The 20,798-nt window shown below is 56.6% G+C and carries 13 protein-coding genes; 11 read left to right on the forward strand and 2 right to left on the reverse strand.

Annotation, left to right across the window (positions count from 1 at the left end):
- Nucleotides 1-216: 216 nt before the first annotated feature.
- On the reverse strand, nt 217-1,647 hold the full coding sequence (locus Fuma_RS09990; RefSeq protein ID WP_077024012.1) for an HTTM domain-containing protein: 1,431 nt from the start codon (nt 1,645-1,647) through the stop codon (nt 217-219).
- A gap of 234 nt (nt 1,648-1,881) precedes the next feature.
- On the opposite strand from Fuma_RS09990, the gene Fuma_RS09995 reads away from it, so the two are divergent.
- From Fuma_RS09995 to Fuma_RS10020, 6 genes are all read left to right on the forward strand, one after another.
- Entirely contained in the window at nt 1,882-2,991 is a 1,110-nt protein-coding gene (locus Fuma_RS09995) for a hypothetical protein (RefSeq protein ID WP_145944084.1), read from the forward strand.
- A 1-nt stretch (nt 2,992) separates the two neighbouring features.
- Nucleotides 2,993-3,496: a hypothetical protein gene (locus tag Fuma_RS10000; protein ID WP_077024014.1), complete on the forward strand. Its 504-nt coding sequence runs from the start codon at nt 2,993-2,995 to the stop codon at nt 3,494-3,496.
- 400 nt (nt 3,497-3,896) lie between these two features.
- Complete coding sequence (locus Fuma_RS10005) at nt 3,897-5,039, forward strand: DUF1559 domain-containing protein (RefSeq protein WP_077024015.1); 1,143 nt, start codon at nt 3,897-3,899, stop codon at nt 5,037-5,039.
- A 307-nt stretch (nt 5,040-5,346) separates the two neighbouring features.
- On the forward strand, nt 5,347-5,685 hold the full coding sequence (locus tag Fuma_RS10010) for a hypothetical protein (protein WP_077024016.1): 339 nt from the start codon (nt 5,347-5,349) through the stop codon (nt 5,683-5,685).
- Entirely contained in the window at nt 5,682-6,917 is a 1,236-nt protein-coding gene (locus Fuma_RS10015; protein ID WP_077024017.1) for a heparan-alpha-glucosaminide N-acetyltransferase domain-containing protein, read from the forward strand. Before Fuma_RS10010 ends, Fuma_RS10015 begins: the two co-directional genes overlap by 4 nt.
- Before the next feature lie 48 nt (nt 6,918-6,965).
- A complete protein-coding gene (locus tag Fuma_RS10020; RefSeq protein ID WP_077024018.1) occupies nt 6,966-8,240 on the forward strand; it encodes a heparan-alpha-glucosaminide N-acetyltransferase domain-containing protein in 1,275 nt (424 codons plus the stop codon).
- A 154-nt stretch (nt 8,241-8,394) separates the two neighbouring features.
- Here Fuma_RS10020 and Fuma_RS10025 read toward each other — a convergent pair whose 3' ends face one another.
- Nucleotides 8,395-9,339 carry a CBS domain-containing protein gene (locus Fuma_RS10025; RefSeq protein ID WP_158520928.1) on the reverse strand — a complete coding sequence of 315 codons (945 nt, stop codon included), beginning with the start codon at nt 9,337-9,339 and terminating at the stop codon, nt 8,395-8,397.
- A 439-nt stretch (nt 9,340-9,778) separates the two neighbouring features.
- Here Fuma_RS10025 and Fuma_RS10035 point away from each other — a divergent pair, with 439 nt between their 5' ends.
- The 5 genes from Fuma_RS10035 to Fuma_RS10060 all read left to right on the forward strand — a co-directional run bounded on the left by Fuma_RS10035 (nt 9,779) and on the right by Fuma_RS10060 (nt 20,517).
- The gene (locus Fuma_RS10035) at nt 9,779-10,819 is read left to right on the forward strand and encodes an efflux RND transporter periplasmic adaptor subunit (protein ID WP_083731936.1); all 1,041 of its coding nucleotides are present in this window, start codon (nt 9,779-9,781) and stop codon (nt 10,817-10,819) included.
- On the forward strand, nt 10,816-12,507 hold the full coding sequence (locus Fuma_RS10040; RefSeq protein WP_077024021.1) for an efflux RND transporter periplasmic adaptor subunit: 1,692 nt from the start codon (nt 10,816-10,818) through the stop codon (nt 12,505-12,507). Before Fuma_RS10035 ends, Fuma_RS10040 begins: the two co-directional genes overlap by 4 nt.
- 1 nt (nt 12,508) lies before the next feature.
- Nucleotides 12,509-14,677 carry a site-2 protease family protein gene (locus Fuma_RS10045; RefSeq protein WP_077024022.1) on the forward strand — a complete coding sequence of 723 codons (2,169 nt, stop codon included), beginning with the start codon at nt 12,509-12,511 and terminating at the stop codon, nt 14,675-14,677.
- A 1,761-nt stretch (nt 14,678-16,438) separates the two neighbouring features.
- Nucleotides 16,439-17,821 (forward strand): hypothetical protein, encoded by a 1,383-nt coding sequence (locus Fuma_RS10055; protein ID WP_145944085.1) that lies wholly within the window; start codon nt 16,439-16,441, stop codon nt 17,819-17,821.
- Nucleotides 17,822-18,327: 506 nt separating this feature from the next.
- The gene (locus tag Fuma_RS10060) at nt 18,328-20,517 is read left to right on the forward strand and encodes a DUF1549 domain-containing protein (RefSeq protein WP_077028208.1); all 2,190 of its coding nucleotides are present in this window, start codon (nt 18,328-18,330) and stop codon (nt 20,515-20,517) included.
- Nucleotides 20,518-20,798 lie beyond the last annotated feature (281 nt).

The following is a 20,798-nucleotide window of genomic DNA, read 5'->3' on the forward strand; positions in this document are numbered from 1 at the left end:
CAGCACGCGAAAAAGCGTGACTAAAGGTGTCCGATTTCAGCATGCGAAGGTTCGTGCCTTCGCACAGAAGGATACCACAATGGACGCAACGTTTTCGACCAATCAACGCGAAGGTTCACTCGGCCAGGTGCACCCACTTCAGACAGATCGGGAAAAGCTGCGGACACGTCCTCACCGTTCATGCCGCATTGGTCGCAACGACCTGACGTTGATAACTTACGGGTTGGGCGAACTTCCACCTTCGCCATTCTGCGCAGATTGGCGGACAGTTGTAATCCATTTCTTCGGGCGCAACGACCGTACTTCGTTTGCCAGATTGACGTCGGGATCAATCAGTAATTGCGGCGGACGCCCGTTGAGCGAAACCGGCACGATCGCGCGGATGTCGAGGTCCTCAGCGCCCTGAGCTTTTAGCTTTTCAGCTTGCTGATGTACGAATTGCAGAATCAGGTCCGGGTCGATCAGCATCTTTCGGGCTTGCCAGTGGTGAGCCCAGAAATCCGGATCCTGCGGAATCGGGACCTCAGCTTCATAGACCGTGCCGTCCAGCGAATAGCGAACGGGGAACCTTGGAACCGTCCCTGTTTTTACACGCATTAGCATTCGCCAGGCAAATGTCTGACCTTCGTCTGTCCAGGCAGCATCGCCCGGGTAAGCCAGGTGTCGAAGAGGTATTAACACCTGAAGAAGGGCGTAAGCGCCGCCCATGGTCAAGGCAAACTTCGACGTTTTCAAGTCAGATGCATCGCGGTCTGTCGTGTCGCGAAGGTCGGCAGGTTGCGGCAAAAACAGGATCAGCGTGGCCCCAGCCATCAGTACCGGAAACACGTCGATTTTGAACAGCACAGTATTGCACGCGTGGAAGATCGCCATCATCACGAACGCTGCAATTCGCGTGCGTTTCCACAGCAGGAGTGGGACGATCAAAATGTCGAACAGCATGGCCAGCCAGGAAGCAGCCAGAACCATTGACGGCGTTTCAACAATCCACGAGACCAGCGGTAAGTGCTGTTTGTACTCCAACATCTCGCCCAACACACGACCGCTAAGCCAATCCGGCGTCACCTTGGCAAGTCCCGCATAAAAGTACACAACGCCAAGTTGCAATCGCAAAATCCACAACATCCAGGCCGGGCACCAACGGCGGCGCACCGACGGACGAAGAACGGCGTCCGCAGACCACGCCGCATGCGCAGGCATAAAAGCCAGGACCGCACATAACAGAATGATCAGGTAGAAGTGATTCATGTACCGTGCTTTCTCAAGAAGAAACACGTACGTGAATCCGAAGCAAAACAGTGAGATCGCAAGCCGATAAGCGAACCCAATCAGCACCATCAAGGCGAGTATGCCCAACACGATGAAGTGAAAATGCATGGCTTGCGGCGACAGAACGGGAAGCCAGTCGAACCACAAATAGGTGAAGTGAGTTTTCTGTTCGACGAAATAGCGTGTGATCAGATTGTGTTCGAAAAAAAGCCAGACTTCGTACGCCAGCACGAGCCCCAGCAAAATGCGTAGTTGGATCAGAAATCGAATTCCGACCGGTTCACACGCTCGAGCCAGCGCACCTTCCAGCAACCCCGTTCCGGGGCGTACGCGAGGTGACGTCTCTTTTGTTACGGATTCGCTAATTGGCATTTTCATCCAACAATTCTACACACGCTGTAAACGGGATCCGGTTGTCTGGCCAAATACGTACGTTTAAGATTCAATGAGGGTCAACAGCGTTGTCGCCCCGGGACATTCATCCAAACTGCGATGTATGATCTGAAGACGACTTTCGCAATCGAGATTGCCGTAAGCAAAACACATGCAACCGCATCTGTTTCCTGTCCGGGCCGACAGTTAGCAGAATTCGGACCTGAAAGCTCATACGAAGTGGATGTTCCCCACGACAACAGTCGTTTGCGTTTTGCGTATATCGTTGGCCCAAGAGCAGACGTGATCTGGTTTTTGGGCCTGCCGTTCGCCGCTCTTGCCCTGGCATTTGCCGGGCGAGCGTGGATGTCCGCGGTTGCAGTAGCGTCTATAGCTCTGTGGGTCGATGTGCCCCACCAAATCGTGACGCTGTTTCGCACATGGGGTGTCGCCGACGATCGGCGACGATTTCGTGTTCAGCTAATCGCCGGGTTACTCGTAATCTCGGCGATCATCGCCGGTGGACTCGCCTGGGCTCCTCTTTCATTGCTGTTGTTGTCCACGCTTTGGAATCACCAGCACCAGTTGATGCAGCTGCACGGTTTCGCTCGTATTTATGACTTCAAGGCAGGGGTTCGTGACAATTCTGTAGGGAAAAGGGACCAGGCACTAGCGTGGATTCTGTATGGAAACCTGTTCTTGAGTTCTCCGCTATTCACGAGTTACTGGCTGCGCGAAAGCTACCGACTGGGCCTGCCGCTCACCGCCTTCGATGTCAACATGATTCACGGACTGGCCTGGACCATCACCATTGCCTTTTCCGGCTTTTATGTCGTGATGACGATTAAGCGATTCAAGAACGGGGCAGTGCTGAATCCTCTAAAGTACCTGTACATTTTGATTAACTATTCCGTGCTGTACTTCGTCTGCTGGCAAAGTTCTTCGCTGTTGATGTACGGCATCACCAACGTGCTCATGCACGGCATCCAGTACGTGGTGTTCGTCTTTTATTACCTGCAGCGTTCTTCTTCAAAAGCGAATGGAAAGGACCGGTTGGTACACTGGATTGTGAATCCGGGCAACGGTGTCGTTTTCGTTTGCGTGCTGCTGTTTTATGCGGTCCTGTACCAGCTCATGACGGGGCGGCCGCTGGACGAACTAGGCTTCGGAGCGGTGCATTTCGCATCCCAATATGAAGCTGTTCCCGAGGTTCAACTGAGAGCCATGTCAGTATTAACCGGGAAGGAAATCTGGTTACTGACCCTGTTAAACGTGCCCGGCATGCTACACCTGTATTACGATTCGTTCATCTGGAAGGTGCGCGAAGGCCGGACTCAGGAGAGCCTCTAAAATGAAGGCAACATTTCGCCGCTATCGGCTGCTGATTATTGTTGTCACGTTTCTGGTCATTGTGTCGCTTCAGGAAAACAGTGAACGGGATTCGCAGTCCAAAGAAACGGACGAACAGCTTCCTTACGTGATGCACGCTCTGTATCCAAACAGCGCGCGTGTGGAGTATGCACTGGCGGTGCAGTCTGTGATGAACAACGACCTGAAGGCCGCTCGAGCACACTTCGAGGCAGCTCTTGCGACAGGCGAAAAGACGAACGAAGACCTGTTTTACTACTACGCTGTCACGCTGGTCCGCATGCGAGCTCACCCTGAAGAAATTGATGCCGCCGTCAAGGCGTGGCGTTTCAACTTTCCCTATTCCGATCGAAGCGACCCGAAAACCGCAGCAGCCAGGCCCGCGGCCAAATCTACGGTTAAAAACTCAGGTTCTTCTGATGGCGGTCCGCAACGCCGCGACCGATCTCAGACAGCCGTGGAAACCGCGACTCAATGTCTTGATTGAGCCGCCTTGCTACGGACTGAGCCTCACATCATCGTCGCCATACCAGCCGCAAACTTCTTCGCCTGTTTCGGATTCAGTCACCGTGGCCTCCTGATGCAAATTGGTTGCACGAAAATGCATCACCGTGGCCGCCACGTCTACCAGAAAAGCGGCCCGAAAATACAAAATAAACCTCACTATTAAATTTAGTTTAAGGGTAAGCTTTACTCCTTCACTCCGCACCGTAGGTGTGTTAGCATCAGCACCAAGCGGGCATCACCGCCCAGTATTTTTCCAGTTCGACTCAACTTCGACGGAATGTCGTAACTGAACGGGATCATTTCTACGGAGCCCACCAACAGCAATTCAGTACCTCTAATTCTAGTGTTTTTTAACTTTCATTCTCGAAGGTCACAGACCCATGAAAAAGCACCTTAGCACGCCGCAACGTCCTGCCGTGAATCGCGGATTCACGTTGATTGAGCTACTCGTTGTAATTGCAATTATTGCGATCCTGATCGCTCTGCTGCTGCCCGCCGTCCAGCAAGCGCGCGAAGCCGCTCGTCGGACACAGTGTCGCAACAACCTGAAACAATTTGGCATTGCTCTGCATTCGTTTCATGACGTTTACAATGCGTTCCCGGTGGGTGATCGCGCGAGGACGGCAGGAGACGGTTTCTGCTACACCGAGAACCATCCCACGACCGCTCTGTTACCGTACTTCGATCAGGCCAACCTGTATAACGCAGAAGGCGTCGTTGATGACTGGTACGCTGCGGCCGAAGATTCTGAGATCGAAAAGACAGTGCTTACGATGGCGATTTGTCCGTCGGCGACCAATGGCCCGTTAAACTTTGTCGCCAACTGGGGTCCTGAAGGAGACGACATCGATGGCTCCGGAACGTTTGGTGCCATGCACTACGCCTTCTGCAAAGGCGTTAACGATTCGTGGGCGATCGATTTCGATGATGCCGATGAAAGCGCCGGATATCGGTCAGACAACAACGGTCGGCCAGCGTCGGGCACGAAAAAAGGGTATACACACGGACCAATCCCAGCCAGCGAAAAAGGGGCCTTCAATCGAGGTCTGAAAGTTCGAATTGCTGAAATCTCCGATGGCACAAGTAACACGTTTGCCATGGGCGAAGCGGCTGGCGGCTCTAACTGGCCACTTTGTCGCGGTGTTGGCTGCACAGACCCTGACATACTTGGCAAGCGGTTCCCTGCAAATAGCGGCTGGATCATTGCTCAGCCTGCCGACGAAGATGTTCCCCTGGTGCTTGGGACAAGTAACTTCGGTTCGACCATGGAGCCACTCAACAAGTGGCCGGTCACAGACAGTTACATGGCGCTTGGTGGAGACCGCCGCGTGACTCAGCGAGATACCAGAAGCAGCGCGAATGGTGGGTTGAGCAGCACGTCCAATTTTCGAAGCGAACACACGGGCGGCGGCACATTCCTGCTGTGCGATGGATCGGCCCGTTTTGTGAGTGAGAACATCGACCTGGGCGTCTATCGTGGCCTGTCGACAATCGCCGGTGGCGAGATCATTGGCGAGTTCTAAGCTCTTGCCTTCAAAGTAAGTTTGAGTTTGGGATGCAGCGAGCGTCAGCATGTTTCTTCGATGCTTCTGAATTGTCATCGAAAGCGCGTTGAATATCGTTGCCCCCAAACCAATATGATGCCAGCTGGACACGCTTGCCCGATGGTCAGTACAGTCGTATTGCTGTGAGCGGCCATTGGTGTTCACGCGTTGTCTCACTGTACAGCACCAATAGCCAGACGTGGCAGGGCGTACGGCGAGTCGTTAGTTTGTATCACACTTCACGCGCAATTTTCGTTGTAGTTACCACGGGGAGATATCGGTGTTGATGAAGAAACTTTCTGTCGGGTCGATGGTTCTGTGCAGTATCCTACTTGCCGGATGTATTCAAGACCGAGAGCCGACGGCGAAAGGTCCGCAGCCCGAACATCAGCGGGCCAAGACAGACGATGAAACCATCGACTATCTCATCGCGATGTTGCACCGTGAGGACAGTACGAAGAAAAACGGGATGGCCGCTCGGAACCTTGCAACGTTTGGAGTCAAGGCAGAACGAGCACTGCCAGACTTGAAAAAGGTTGCGCAGGAGCATCCTGATTCTGGAGTCAAATTAGACGCCGAAGCCGCAGTCCTTGTCATTGAAGCAGCCATGGAAGCTGCTCCGTGACGGGCAACGAACCGGTACCTGCTTCAGAAGGCACCAAACTGCCATCAAACAGAATCGTGTCGCTGGACCAGTTTCGAGGCTACACGGTTGTTGGGATGCTGCTGGTCAACTTCCTGGCCAGCTTTTCTGTTTCGCCAACTGTTCTGAAGCATCATCACGACTATTGCAGTTACGCCGACACGATCATGCCGCAGTTTCTGTTCGCGGTTGGGTTCGCATTTCGGCTGACGTACGGTCGCCGCGTTCAGCGTGCGGGGACGTCGGCCGCATGGCTGCGTATGGTCCGCCGATTGTTAGGCCTGATGCTGGTTTCCATCGTGGTCTACAACGTGTCGGCTCCGGCAGACACATGGGAGGAATTAGTCGACCTGGGTGTTGGCGGAATTCTTCCCGGACTCCTGAAACGCCAGTGGTTCCAGACGCTAATGCACATCGCCGTCACCTCATTGTGGCTGCTGCCCGTGATTGGCTGTGCGACTCGAGTCCGCGTAATCTGGATGGCCGCGTCTGCTGTTGCTCACGTGCTGCTGTCCTGGTGGTTCAACTATGAGTGGGTGAACACAAGCCCCAACGGAATTGACGGCGGCCCGCTGGCATTTTTGACGTGGTCGGTACCCGCTTTGATGGGTACGTTCACCTGTGACACCGTTGTCGGAAAGTCCGAAGGCGCGCCGTTATGGCGATTGACTGCCTGGGCGTTCGGCCTGATGGCGGCCGGTTGGCTGATGTCGTGCGGTACTCGCTTCTACGATGTGCCGGAATCATCTGTGGCGGCGGCCAGCGATTCGAAACTCGCCGCAGATCCGGTGTGGCCTTCGGAAGCACGAGTCGCCGCATGGCAAGAACGCGAAGCTTGGAGCGAGCGGATCGCTGAGCCTCCGTTTGTGCCGCCGCCGGATCAGCAACACCGAAAATGGAACTACTGGATGATGAGTCAGCGCGGGGGCACGCTGTCGTACGTCACGTTTTGTGCAGGAGTCTCAGTGCTGGTGTATGTGTTATTTTATGTGGCGTGTGATCTGTACGGATGGCGATGGTCGTTCTTTCACACGTTCGGTACCAACGCGCTGGCGGCCTATGTCCTGCATGAAATGGTGGGCATGGCAGTGAAGCCGTTCATTCCGCGAGACTCGCCGGGATGGTACGTCGCCACGGGTCTGGCCGTGTTCTTTCTGATCACGTGGACTTTCGTGCGTAGCCTTGAGAAACAGAATATCTTTCTGAAGCTGTAGACGCCACGACATTGGGTTGTCCGTGTCGCCTTCTTTCGAGCCAGTTCTATGTCAAATGCTGCCGTCAGCTCTTCAGTGCCTGAACCATCAAGAGGACGCATTGCGTCGATGGATCAGTTTCGCGGCTACTGCGTGGCGGGCATGTTTGTCGTCAACTTCCTGGGCGGGTTGGACGTCACGCACCAGATTCTGAAGCACAACAACACTCACTTTAGCTGGGCAGATTCTATTATGCCCGGCTTCCTGTTTGCCTGCGGCTTTTCATATCGCTTGTCGGTGGCCCGGAAGGTCACGGTCAATGGACGATGGCCTACGTGGCAAGGAATTATTCGACGATCGCTTGGCCTGGTGCTGGCTTCGCTGGTGTTGTACGGATTGGGCAGCAGTTTCAAAACCTGGGAAGCAATGGATGCAGTCGGCATTCGAGGCTTCGTCGCGGAACTGTTGAAGGCCGACTTGTGGGAAGTCCTGGCGATCATCGGCGTCACTCAGCTACTGTTGCTGCCAGTGATCGAAGCATCGAGCAAAGTGCGGCTCATGGCCGCTGTGTTCTGCTCAGTCGCGCACATCGCACTGTCGTGGTGGTTCAACCATGCGTTCGTCTACGGCCAGCCGAATGTGATGGACGAATGGTGGGGAGCCGCTGGCCGCCGAGCCTGGGATGGTGGTTTTTTTGGCATTGTTTCGTGGGCCGTACCGATGCTCGTGGGAACGCTGGTTTACGACCTGATGATGAACAGGCCGACTTCCCGCGCTAGCCGCAGTCTGCTGCAGTGGGGATCGGCACTGATGCTGCTGGGCTATGCTGCGTCCTGCTTGACCACGCTCTACGATGTCCGCGACAGCAATCAGGTCCCCGTTGCCGCTGCGGCGGACGACAAGTTCGCCATTGATCCCGTGCTGCCGCCACTGAAGAACGCGAGCGGACGTCCGTGGAACACGCTGCTTGCCGAACCGCCCTTCGTTGTACCGCCAGAAGCGGACGCGCGTAAAAAGAACTACTGGATGATGGATAAGCGAGTCGTCACGCAGTCGTTTGTGTGGTTTTCGACGGGCTTCACCTGCTTTACATACGGGTTCTTCGTGCTCGCCTGCGACGGTGGCAACAAACGCAGTCGGCTGTTCACCGTCTTTGGTCAGAATGCTTTAATCGCGTATGTGATTCATCACCCCGTAGCCGAAATGGTACTTTCGGTGGTCCCCGATGATTCGCCTACATGGTGGGTCACCATCGGGTTCGTGATCTTTTTCGCAATCACGTGGCTGTTCGTTGGCTGGTTTACAAACTTAACCGGTCAACGATCCCGATCGGCAAGCCGCTGATCGCCGGCGCGCTGTCTTCGAGCTCAGCGCAGCACTTGGTTCTGTGCTGTGATTCGAAGTTTGCCCACGAACACGTGAGCCACAAGGCGATAGCCGCGCGTTTTTCGTTCCACCGGTGGTTAACGCCTTGCCGGTGCGTTGAGTCCCCAGGGAACTACTTCATTACCGCATGCGCGTCTCGCTTATTCACGGACGACAGATACAGCGGCTGTGCTCCGGCGTCGTCGCTAACGGTACCAGGAAAGAACCGCTGCACGGCTCGCAACAGATCGCTGCGGCTAATCTGGCCGTCAAGCCGATCTCCATCCAGCACGGGCAGTTGTCGAGCTTCCGAACGCAAAAACAGACGCGCGATTGCCAGCACGTCGGCGTCGTGAGCGACCGATTCAGCTTCCCGCTGCATCCAGCTGACAACAATCGTCTTCACGCCCAACTGGTTTTCGCCGGGCACCTGCATCGATGCCGCAAGAGGCTCGCGACTGTGCTGCAGCGCGGCGGCCAAAGCGTCTCGGCGAGTAATCTGGCCGACCAGTTTGGGACCGTGCAGAACCATCAATCGACGGTAAGGCGTGTCCTGAAAGCGTTGTAGAATTTCGTCGAGACCTGTGTCTTCCGCGATGCGACGATCATCGTGCCGATCCAGCCACGCGCTGACTCGCGACGACGGAAGCTGTTCCCAGCACAGCCCAATAAACACGTGCATGGCTGACTGTTCTGAAAACACGCCCAACAGCGTCCCGTCCTCGTCAATCACTGGCGCGCCTGAAACTCGCCGTGTGATCAGTTCGGAAGCGCTTTCGAAGACGTCCTGATCAGCAGACAGCACAGCCCCGGCACGATCCATAATATCGGCCGCCGTCACTTGCCGTAGTTGATCCATCGCGCGGCGGTTCTTCTCCACAAAACCCAAGTCCAGCGCCGCGATGGCCGTGCGTTCAGAAAAGCGGCCGACAAAACGACCACCGGCGTCGATGACCGGCAGTCCGGACACTCGTTGAGCGATCAGGCGTTCGATGGCCTGCATCACATGAGTTTCCGGAGTTGTGATCGCCAGGTGGCGAGTCATGATGTCTGCGGCGGTGATAGTTGGCTTTTGCATGGCGTCGCCTTTCATGCCCTAAAAGGGTCGTGTGTGCTGCTCGAGAAGTAGCCGTCAGAATTGACGTTGCTGCGAGAATCCGCAGCGATGGACCGAAGAATCGGCCTTCAAAGAAACAGAAGAACTCTGCGTCTCCCTCCAGTGTGAGTGTTTGCTGAACGTTCACAAGGGGAAAGGAGGCGTTCTTTGGCTGATTCGATTCGCGTCTGTTTTGCGGCAATTCTGCACTTGCGGCGCGGGTGAAATTTTCTACTCAGTTCCCCCCACGCTCGCAGGCCTTCCGTGCGCTCCGCCGTGGCAAACGGAATAATCCACATCGTTGTTTCGGCAAGCCGACCGCTGCGTTGCAATAAACCAACGTCGCGTTCGAATTGTGTCATACTCTTAAGGCGGGCCACTGCGTTCAGTCGCAGAAACGGTTCGGAGAAGATTTGACACCATGAATACTGCTCATATCCGATTTCCATATCGCTCAGCCATCGTGCTGGCCGTCGCAACGTTTTGCGCCATCAGTTTCGCGCCGATACGGCTTGCGGGCGGCAGCGATCGCGCGGTACCTCCACGCGCAGTGAAGTCTGTGCATAAGACGGCGGCCGCCAGTTCGAATACATCGACTCGCGACGTTGCGCAAATGCGATTCGGCAAAGATTCTATGATGCCTTCCGACAACCGCCAGTCATTCCAATCGGCGGGCGACGTGATTCAGGGGTTCACCGAACCGTATTCTGATATCAACATGGCAGCGTCTGAAATGGGAACTCTGGCAGACGTTTTTGTACGTGAAGGCCAGGTGGTCAAAGCCGGAGAACTGATCGCAAAGCTTGACGACGCCGTGCTGCGAGCATCACTTGAAGTCGCTGCGGCCGGGATGTCGGCAGAAGGCGAACTCAAGTCGGCCGCCACGCAACTGGAACTCAAGAAAGTTGAACAAGAGAAACTGGCGGAACTTTTTGGACGGCAGCACGCCAGTCAGCAGGAACTGGATCGCGTTCGAGGCGAAGTCGACATCGCGACCGCTCGATTGCAATCCGTCTGCGAAGACCTGGAAGTCCGACGCCTGGAACACGCTCGTATTCAGACGCAGCTGAAGCAGCGACAGATACGTTCCACAATCGACGGTGTCGTCGTGGACGTTCGCAAAGACAAAGGCGAATTCGTATCGCCATCCGATCCCGTCGTCGCTCAAATCGTACAGCTCGATCCGCTGCTGGTCGTGTTCTCGGTACCAATCGGCAACCGTGATCAGATTCACAGCGGGCAAACGGTCGCCATGTCGATCGGCGAACGAGCGGCGGCTGTTCAGGGTGAGGTCGAATTTGTATCGCCCACGGCCGATGCGTCCAGTGGTAGCTTTCGCGTCCACGTGCGACTGCCGAATTCAGAACGTCGCTGGCATGGCGGCGAGAAGACAATTCTGCTGCTGGACGAAGCGGTCCCAAGTCCACAGCCGACCGAGAAGCTGGCGAAGAAAACGCGATGAAGTCAATCGGACCACATCCCGAAATCACCGCCAAAGCCTCGCATCTTACAGACCAACCAGACGCCACCGCGTCCGCCAAACGGTTGATCAGGACGACGGCCGGGCAAGTCGCGTCAGCGCGGATTGAAGACCTGATCGACGTTGCGCCGTTGTCCACCAATGACCTGCCGACCATGCAGGAATCGCTGGTGGAAACCTTCGTCGACGATGGCTTGAACAGCCTTCCATTGATGCCGGAGCACACGCTTCAAGCCACCGCAACGGAACCCGGCACTGATGCTGGTCCTTCCGAAGAACTCGGAACCGGCGGTAGTTCTGAAAACTGTGGCGAAGCTGAACATCTTGCAGCGATGATCGAGCTGTTCAGCAAAGTCGCGTCTAAGCACCGCCTGCCCGAAGCGATGCAGTGCCTGGCAACCACCCTACAACAACACCTTCACGCGTACGAAGTTTTCGTTGGCGTGTGTCCGGCCGGCGGACGCACCAGCCGACTTATTGCGTCGTCTGACAACCAGCCGCCCGATCCGCTTGCAAAAGTCACTCGATCCGCTGAAGCCGTTTTTCAGGAAGCGGCCGTTCGTCGAGCGGTTTCGTGTTGGCCTGCGATCGATGCGAATTCAAGGCACGCGTTGGTCAGTCATCAGCAGTTTGCGGAACTACAACAAGCGACTCATATCGTATCGTGCTCGTTGCAGGACGAAACCGGCGCACCCGTGGGCGCGGTCGCCGTGCTGTTTCGTGAATGCGACGAAGATACTCGCAAGGCGACCACCGCAATTCGGTTCCTGCGCGCCGCCGGCCCAGTGTTGACGTGTACGATTCAATCTGTGCAGCGAGCCACTCAAAGTTTGACCGATCGAATCCGAGCAGGCGGTCGCAGCTTGTGGAATAGTCAGCGTACGAAGACGGTCGGCATCATTCTGGCGGCCGTCGCTGGCGTGCTGCTGATTCCAGTGGACTATCGAGTTCGTTGTGAAAGCGAAATACAACCTGTGTCGCGTCGCTTCGTGGCCGCACCGTTTGCGGCACCGCTAAAACAGTGTCTGGTTGAACCTGGCGACGTCGTCGAAGAAGGACAGTTGCTGGCCGAACTGGACGGCCGTGAACTGAGATGGGAGCTGGCCGGCATCACGGCTGACTTCGGCAAAGCGACCAAAGAACACAACGCATGGCTGTCGGAGCAGGACTTCGGCAAAGCGGCCATATCGCGTCACGAAATTGAACGCCTGCAAAACCGATCGGCCGTTCTAAACGATCGCACTCGTCAACTGGAAGTGCGCAGCCCAATAGGCGGAATTATCGTCGCGGGCGATCATCAGGATTCTGAAGGCGTGCCGCTGGAAACCGGGCAGTCACTGTTTGAAGTCGCTCCGCTTGATCGCATGCGAATTGAAGTCGCCATTCCTGAAGACGATGTTCGTCACGTCGTCGCCGGGATGAAGATTTCACTGGTGTTGGATTCCATGCCGTCAGAAGCGGTGCCCGCCACGATCGACAGTATTCATCCGCGAGCCGAATTGCGTGAACACGAAAACGTGTTTATCGCAGAAGCATTGTTGGACAACAACGACCTTCAACTGCGTCCCGGCATGCGTGGCACGGCGAAAGTGTCGACCGGTCGGCGACCGTTGGGTTGGAACCTGTTCCACAAGCCCGTCGCGCATCTTATCGGCTGGCTGGGGTGGTAAAATGCAGACGCTCGCGGACGCATCCACTGTCGACATGACTCGCACGCGCCTGCGGCTATGCAGCGGCGTGACCTTTACTCCACAGGTTTACGGCGATCAGACGTTCTACCACATCGAAGTGGGCGCGAAGTCACTGTACTACCGCATCGGCTACACAGAATATGTGTTCCTGTCGTTGCTGGACGGTCGCACCAGCTTCTGCGAAGCCCTCGCGCTAACCGCGCGCACGCTGGGTGCCGACGCGTTGCCTCAACCACAGGCGATGTCGCTGTACACATGGGCCGTCGAAAACAAAGTGGCGACCTTCGCGGAAGGTGACGCGTCAAAATCTACGCCCGACAAGCCTGCCGCTACCAACCCGCTGCAGAAGTACAATCCGCTCTGGATTCGCATTCCGCTCGGACGCCCGGACGCAATGCTGAAAGTGATGCAACCGTTTCTGGGCTGGCTGTTTTCACCCGTCGCGACCATGCTGGGTGTCCTGCTGATGCTGGCCGCCATGTTCCGTTTGGCGACCGACTGGGACCGCTTTGCGGCCGCCTCCGAAAACGTGTTCGCGAAGGAAAATTGGTTGTGGCTGCTGCTGGCGTGGATCGGCCTGAAGTCTGTTCACGAACTTGGCCACGGACTTGTCTGCCGTCGTTACGGTGGAACAGTTCGCGAAACGGGAATCATTCTGGCCTTCTTCGCGCCGCTCGCGTATGTCGATGTCACCAGCTGCTGGGCGTTTCGTTCGCGGTGGCAGCGCATTCACACGGCGGTGGCCGGGATGTACGTGGAACTGCTGCTGGCGTCGATCGCGATCTTCACGTGGACTCAGTTTCGTTCTGAAGTCACGTCGCATTTGCTGTACAACGTAATTGTAATGGCCAGCGTTTCGACGTTGCTGTTTAATGCGAATCCGTTGATGAGGTTCGACGGCTACTACATTCTGGCCGACCTTCTTCAGGTTCCCAATCTGTACACAGAATCCGGCCTGGCCGTCAAACGCTTTATGTCGCGAGTGTTGTTCGGCATCCGCAGCTCAACGCCGACGGTGGGCGGAGGTCATGGCGGGATTCTCACTGTCTATGGCGTCGCCGCGTTCGTTTGGCGAATCTTCATTTGCTTCACAATGGCGTTAGCCGCATCGGCGTTGTTTCACGGAGCGGGCATGATGCTGTCGATCATGGCAGCGGTGGCGTGGTTCGCAATGCCCGTCGTCAAATCAGTGAAAGGCGGCCTGCAGATCTTCCACTCAGAGCCCGCTCGCGCCGTGCGAGGAGCCGTGATTGCCACAGCGATGGCGGGCCTCATCGTAGCCGTCTTCTGCAAAATGCCGGTCCCATTTTCGAACACCGCGCCGGGCGTGGTCACACTGCCGGACGGTCGCATGATACGTAGTGAGGTGTCTGGTTTCATCGACCGCATTCACGTGGTCGACGGTCAACGAGTCGAAGAAGGCGAACTGTTGATCCTGCTGCGAAACGAAGACATCACGTCTGAGTACCAGGACTTGCGGCTGGAACATCAGCAGGAAACCGTCCGTTATCAAACAGCCCTAAAAGAGCACGATGCTGGCACAGCCAAGGTGGCTCGCGGCAACCTCGCGTCACTGGACGAACGCCTGGCAGAAGCCGCTCAACAAGCCGCCGCTTTGGAAATCCGCGCCGCGGCTGCCGGAATTGTGGTGGCTCGACAGTTAGAAACGCGTCTGAATTCGTACATCAAAGAAGGCGAAGAATTGCTGTTGGTGGATGACGATCAACCGCGTGAACTACGAGTGTCGGTCGCTCAGCAGGACTTCGCAGAACTCGAATCAAAACTCGGCCACACCGTGCCCGTCCGCTTGGGAACTCGCGCGAGAACCACCGGAATCGTGACGCGAGTGGTACCGCGAGCATCCCGCCGATTGCCGTTTCAATCCCTGGCGGCAACCGAAGGCGGTTCGCTACCCGTTGTGTCGGCCAGCGGTGACGATGGCGAAACGGAAAGCCGATTAACCGAACAACGTTTCGAAGCAGTGATTCAGCTGCGCGGCGAAGATGCAGCCACCGAACATGTCGTCGGCGAACGCGGCTACATTTCGCTGCCCAGCATGCACCGATCCCTCGGCAGCCACGCCTACTACGGCTTCCGCAACTGGCTCCACAACCAAATCGCCGCCACTACACGTGCCGCTCGCGGCTAAGGTGGGAAAGTCTATCCCGCAGAATGTTGAGTGCCCCGTGGCCAACTTTCCCGACGCTTTTCAATCGCCGAAGTTTACACCTCTCCCCAGCAAAGCTGAGGGGGAGGTCGGACAAGCGAAGCAACGTCCGGGAGGGGGCCGTGCGAACGCGCAGCACCAGAACACAACTCGCTTCCCACGCGCGATCGGACGTCCTCCGATCGTTTGACCCGCAGCCGAAGGCGCAGGCGGTGCTCACGCGGTCCCGTGTGTGGCAAGGCTTCTCGAGAACAGTCAGAGGTTGCAGCCTCGTTGTTGTGGCCGGAATCCACCAAACAACCGTCAGAGCGCCGCCTGCGCCTTCGGCTGCGGGTTAAACGCGAAACCGTTCAAACACTGGCAAAGCCAGTGGCACCCGGCGACGCATTCGCAGTGGTGCGGGTACGCTCGATTTGAAACGCAGAGGTCGCGGAGACGCAGAGGGTCGCAGAGTTTGCCAGGGGCTGCATTTCTCTCTGCGGTCCTCTGCGTCTCCGCGCACTCCGCGTTAAACCGTTCTTAGCCGCGTTCCGTCGACGTTCACACAACGCTGCCGATTCGCTTCAGCTTGCGATCGAAGACGAATGGCCCAAACCACACGATCGCCGGAGCGGCGCTTCGCCTGATCCGGCCTACTCAATCGCCTAAGTTTGCACCTCTCCCCAGCGAAGCTGAGGGGGAGGTCGGACGAGCGAAGCAATGTCCGGGAGGGGGCCGTGCGAACGCGCAGCACCAGAACATGGCGCGGTCTCCACGCGCGATCGGCCCTCCCCCGATCTTACTTCGCTCGATCGCCCCCTCCCGCAATAAATTGCGGGAGGGGGCCAAGTCGCGGTGGGGCAGGCTCCTGCCTGCCGATTCTTATTCCGGCCGTCAGACACCCTACCCGCCGGTCGCCCCGATCGTTTAACCCGCAGCCGAAGGCGCAGGCGCTGCTCACGCGGTCCCGTGTGTGGCAAGGCTTCTTGAGAACGTCAGAGGTTGCAGTATCGTTGTTGTGACCGGAATCCACCAAACAACCGTCAGAGCGCCGCCTGCGCCTTCGGCTGCGGGTTAAACGCGAAACCGTTCAACTGGTAAAGCCAGTGGCACCCGGCAACGTATTCGCAGTGGTGCGGGCACGCTCGATTTGAAACGCAGAGGTCGCGGAGACGCAGAGGGTCGCAGAGTTCGCCAGGGGCAGCATTTCTCTCTGCGGTCCTCTGCGTCTCCGCGATCTCCGCGTTAAACTGTTCTTAGCCGCATTCCGTCGACGTTCCCGCCACGCTGCCGATTGGCTTCAGCTCGCTATCGAAGACGAATGGCCCATACCGCACGACCGCCACCAAGAATCCGGCGAACGCCAGGCCCTGTGATATGGGAACTCCCGAAATCGCAACCATCAGCATCGCCGGAGCGGCGCTTCGCTTGATCCGGCCTGCTTTACTCTCATAGAAATACGTGTCAGGCTGGCCCCTGACTTACGACCTTGTGGTTATTGGACGCAAGTCGAAGGGCGACTGACTCAGCCACCTTCCTGCATGGCCAAAATTGCTTAACTAGCCTTGTCCGATGTGCTGGAGTGTTATGATGATGGGCATTGAGCCCAACACTCAGAAAACACCGAGATGGGAAGCGGCGTTGATGCGCAACAGGTTCGTACTCTTATTCATCGTTCTTCTTTGTCTGCCCAGCGTCTGCGTCGCACAGGGTTTCATTCCGTTCACACTGCCTTCGCGCAACGACGCGACTCGGCCAGATATTTTGAAAAAGGAACTCCAGCGAGCCACCGCCGCGCGATTGCGCCGCCTTGAAGCGTTCGCCGGGGCGCAGCAGGCGTGGATCATTCACACCTGCAAGTTGACCGGTGATCAACAGACGAGACTTAAGGAACGGTGTCGGCAGAAGATCGCTGCATCACAGGCTGAATGGATGCGGACCGGCGGCGCAAGAAGCGACAACGGAGCGTACTACGACGCCAGACCTGTTGACTTTGTCAAACGAGGCGGCGCGGCAGATGATGTCGACCTCATCCACAAGGACGGAATTGACGAAACGTTAGCCGCACTGCTGACGCGCGATCAGATGGCGGCATTGGAGAAAGGCGTTTCGGATCGCCTTGCGTTTTTATCTGATTCTATGATCAGTCAAGCCATCAACATTCTCGACAACGAGTTCTACCTCACTTCACAGCAACGAAACGAACTGCGTGTGGTCTTGAAACCTCGACTTGCAGTCGTGTTGGAGGAGTCGCCGGGCCGCAACGCCCAGTATGCAGAGCCAGTCAATGCATGGGTGTTTAAACTGATCCGGACAGCGGATGAATTGATAGCGTTAAGTGAGCTGCAAATCGAATGGGCAAAGGATATACGCAGCAGAGGAGCAGACTTCAATTACTACGGCAGCCAGTACATGATCAACGCACAGAACCTGCCGTCAGGAAAACCATGGCGAGAAGAGCTCAAAGAACTTGGCCAACTGCAGCGTGACCGCATCTCCAAAGCAGTTCAGCGTTGTGTTGCTGTGGCGGCAACCGGTGGTGAGCTTTCCGCCGAAGATCGCCAGCGAATTCGGTTGGCTGGCAAAGGTGTCGCGGACCAGGTCGTGACCGATTGGCTTAGGACCGAACGGGAGCGTTTGAGTGCTCGGGAAGAAACCATGCGAAACGGGGATCCTGCTGAAGCTCAAAGCCTGCAGTCGTCGCAGCCAATCGTATGGGTGCGTCATGTGTCGGTAATCGAGCACAGCCCGCTTTGGCACCATACTCTCAGCAAGCTGTCAGACGCTGGGCAAAAATCCTTCGCCGTTCGACAGCACGCCAGAAACCGAGCCGACGCGGAAGCGCTTGTCGCAATGATGGATCGCGAAATGTGGTTAACGCCCACGCAACGCAGCGAGTTGATTGGTGACGTCCTGAAAAGACTTCCGGACGACGGGTTGTCGACCAGCCATGGCGGCTACTTTCCGGACCAGGCGATGCTGGTGTATTTAATGTATGAGGCATCCAACCAGGAGAACTTCGGCGGCCTCACGCCCTTACAGCAGCAGATCTGGACGATGATGAAGGGGCACTTTACTCCGTCGGAAGACGGGCTCTACCAATCGCCTTCGGTACACCTTGGCTGGGCGTTTGAAGTGGCGAAATGACCGGCTTAGTCATGGTAGGGCAGGAGCGACGATTGCCATGGCGGGTGGCACATCCACAAAGTGGGTGTGTGCCGCAGGCACACGAAGCCGGTATGTGAGGTGAAAAATATCCCCGGTCAGGTCCTGCGTGGAGACCGTTAGAGCGGCTTCTTGTTGCTTCGCAGCACACCCTGCCACGGTGTGCCACCCAAATTCTTGTGGGATCGCTTTCGAACCAACGAACGCCGTCGCCCCGGGGGCTGATTTGCATCGCATTCACTCTAATCGGGGCCAAAACACCACAATGCGGCCGACCGGCTTTTTGAGGGTGGACGCCGGGTTTTTGGCGCGATAAACTGTTTCCGGCCTTGAAAGCCAAGGTTCCCCACCAGTGTTTTGCCTACCTCTTGAGTCACTCAGTTCGTTCTGCGTGACTTATCCGTTTGGCCTCTTTCGGAAACGACTTGATGGCCCCGTGCTCGCGAATCAGCCTGCCCTGTTTGCTTCTGCGCAATCGTTACGTACTGATGTCGTTCGCGATTGTACTGATCGCCTCGACGTTGCAGGCTGCTGACGCTCAACCGTCGGTCAGTTTTGTCAACGACGTCATGCCCGTGCTGACCAAAGCAGGGTGCAACACAGGCGTGTGTCATGCCAAAGCGGGCGGGGGGCAGAATGGCTTTCAGCTTTCTTTGCTCGGCTTTGAAGCTCGCGAAGACTACGAAAGCATCGTGCAGGAAGCGCGGGGGCGACGGCTGTTTTTGGCTGCTCCGGAACGCAGCCTTCTGCTGATGAAGGCCACCGCCCAGACGCCTCACGGCGGCGGCGAACGAGTGAAGCAGGACTCTTCGCAATACCAAACACTGCTGCAGTGGGTTCAGCAAGGCACGCCTTACACTCGCGACAACGAACCGGAACTCGTATCGGTGGACGTTCAGCCCGAACGCGGCATTGTCGCGATGAACACTCAGAAGCAACTGAAGGCAACGGCCACGTATTCCGACGGCAGCACACGCGACATCACGGAATTGGCGTTGTTCGAATCCAATGACGACGCGATGGCAACAGTTTCCGAAGCGGGGCTCGTTTCCGTCAGCGACATCCCTGGCAAAGTTTCGGTGATGCTTCGGTACCAGGCCAAAACGGCGGTGTTTAGTGCGGCCGTGCCGCTGGGCGTTGCGGTGACGGATTTGCCGGAACCAAACAACTTCATCGACGATTATGTCTTCGCGAATCTGCAGGAGATCGGGATTCCACCATCGCCCGTTTGTGACGATGCCACGTTCATCCGTCGCGTGTCGCTCGACATTGCCGGACGTTTGCCGACTCCCGCTGAAACGGCTGAGTTCCTCGCCAGCACAGACGACAACAAGCGCGAACAGGTCATTGATTCGCTACTGCGAAGTCCGCAGTATGCCGACTTCTTCGCCAACAAGTGGACAGCCTTGCTAAAAAACCGTCGCGACGACACTCGTGACATCACCACCAACTTTGCGTTCCATGCGTGGATTCGAGACAGCCTGCTGGCGAATGTGCCGTACGACCAACTGGTGCGTCAGTTGTTGGCGGCGACCGGGCGAGTCGTCAGCAATCCGCCGGTGGCGTGGTACAAGCGAGTCAAAGATCCGAAGGAGCAGTTGGAAGACGTCGCTCAATTGTTCCTCGGCGTTCGCATGCAGTGTGCTCAATGTCATCACCATCCGTTTGAACGCTGGAGCCAGGACGATTACTACAGCCTGTCGGCGTTCTTCACTCAGGTTGGTCGCAAGCCGACGGACACTTTTGGCGAAGATTTGATCTTTCACAAACGAGGCCGCGCAACGGCAAAGAACGTGAAGACAGGGACCGTTCTTGTGCCAGCAGCCTTCGGCGACGACGTCGGCGAAATTCGACCGGACGAAGACCCGCGGCTGCGTCTGGCGGACTGGATGAGTGCCCCGGACAATCCGTTCTTTGCGAAGTCGCTGGTGAATCGGTATTGGAAGCACTTTCTGAGTCGCGGGCTGATCGAACCCGAAGACGACATCCGCGACACGAATCCGCCGACGAATCCGGAATTGCTGGCCGCGTTGGAAGAACGTTTCATCGGCAGCGGCTACGACCTGAAGGATCTGGTGAAGGCGATCACGTTGTCAAAGACCTACCAACTGAGCGCAGTGCCCAACAAACATAACCTCGTCGACCGCCAAAACTATTCACGCTATTACCCTCGCCGACTTCAGGCAGAAGTGCTGCTGGATGCGATCGACGATTTGACCGGTGCAACGACCAGCTTTGCCAACCTGCCCGCGGGAACCAGTGCGGTGGGTTTGCCAGATAACAGCTACAACAAGTCGTCACAGTTTTTACAGGTGTTCGGTCGTCCCAACGGTGACAGTGTGTGTGAATGCGAACGAGTGCAGTCGTCCAATCTGGGTCAAAGCCTGCATTTGCTGAATTCGGGTGAGATCAAGTCCAAACTGGCGGTTGCCAAGGGCCGAGCCACAACGTTGGCGGCCAGCGAAAAGCCCCTTGAGGAACGAATCGCAGAACTGTATGCCGTCGCGTTCTCTCGCAAACCAACGGCGGACGAAGTGAAGACAGCCGTCGAGTATTTCAACGAACCGTTAACCGCGAAGGATGGGAAGCCCATCGACGACAAAGCGGCTGCGAAGATTAACTTTCAGGACATGATCTGGGCATTGATGAACACGAAGGAATTTCTATTCAACCATTAACGGAAATCGTTTAACCCGCAGCCGAAGGCGCAGGCGTTGCAGGACACGGCTTCGTCGCAGTGGAAACGGAAGAATTATGGACACCAATTAAAGAACACCTGCAATTTCGCAGGCGTGCGCCGGGGATGGTTGATTCGGCGCCACACTGAGATGTTATGGATGCCGTCAGAGCAGCGCCTGCGCCTTCGGCTGCGGGTTAAACGAGCGGCTGCGGCTGGAAGGCGCAGGCGTTGCCAGGAATTTGTGCGATAATCGGAATGGGCTCGACTCGGGAGAGTTCG

Source organism: Fuerstiella marisgermanici, assembly GCF_001983935.1.
Classification (GTDB): Bacteria; Planctomycetota; Planctomycetia; order Planctomycetales; family Planctomycetaceae; genus Fuerstiella; species Fuerstiella marisgermanici.

Bases quoted from the DNA above. Each gene is read 5' to 3' on its own strand.
- Fuma_RS10010 (WP_077024016.1), top strand. From the start codon at position 5,347: ATGAAGAAACTTTCTGTCGGGTCGATGGTTCTGTGCAGTATCCTACTT.
- Fuma_RS10060 (WP_077028208.1), top strand. From the start codon at position 18,328: ATGTCGTTCGCGATTGTACTGATCGCCTCGACGTTGCAGGCTGCTGAC.
- Fuma_RS10000 (WP_077024014.1), top strand. From the start codon at position 2,993: ATGAAGGCAACATTTCGCCGCTATCGGCTGCTGATTATTGTTGTCACG.
- Fuma_RS10025 (WP_158520928.1), bottom strand. From the start codon at position 9,339: ATGCAAAAGCCAACTATCACCGCCGCAGACATCATGACTCGCCACCTG.
- Fuma_RS10035 (WP_083731936.1), top strand. From the start codon at position 9,779: ATGAATACTGCTCATATCCGATTTCCATATCGCTCAGCCATCGTGCTG.
- Fuma_RS10040 (WP_077024021.1), top strand. From the start codon at position 10,816: ATGAAGTCAATCGGACCACATCCCGAAATCACCGCCAAAGCCTCGCAT.
- Fuma_RS10005 (WP_077024015.1), top strand. From the start codon at position 3,897: ATGAAAAAGCACCTTAGCACGCCGCAACGTCCTGCCGTGAATCGCGGA.
- Fuma_RS10020 (WP_077024018.1), top strand. From the start codon at position 6,966: ATGTCAAATGCTGCCGTCAGCTCTTCAGTGCCTGAACCATCAAGAGGA.
- Fuma_RS10045 (WP_077024022.1), top strand. From the start codon at position 12,509: ATGCAGACGCTCGCGGACGCATCCACTGTCGACATGACTCGCACGCGC.
- Fuma_RS09990 (WP_077024012.1), bottom strand. From the start codon at position 1,647: ATGAAAATGCCAATTAGCGAATCCGTAACAAAAGAGACGTCACCTCGC.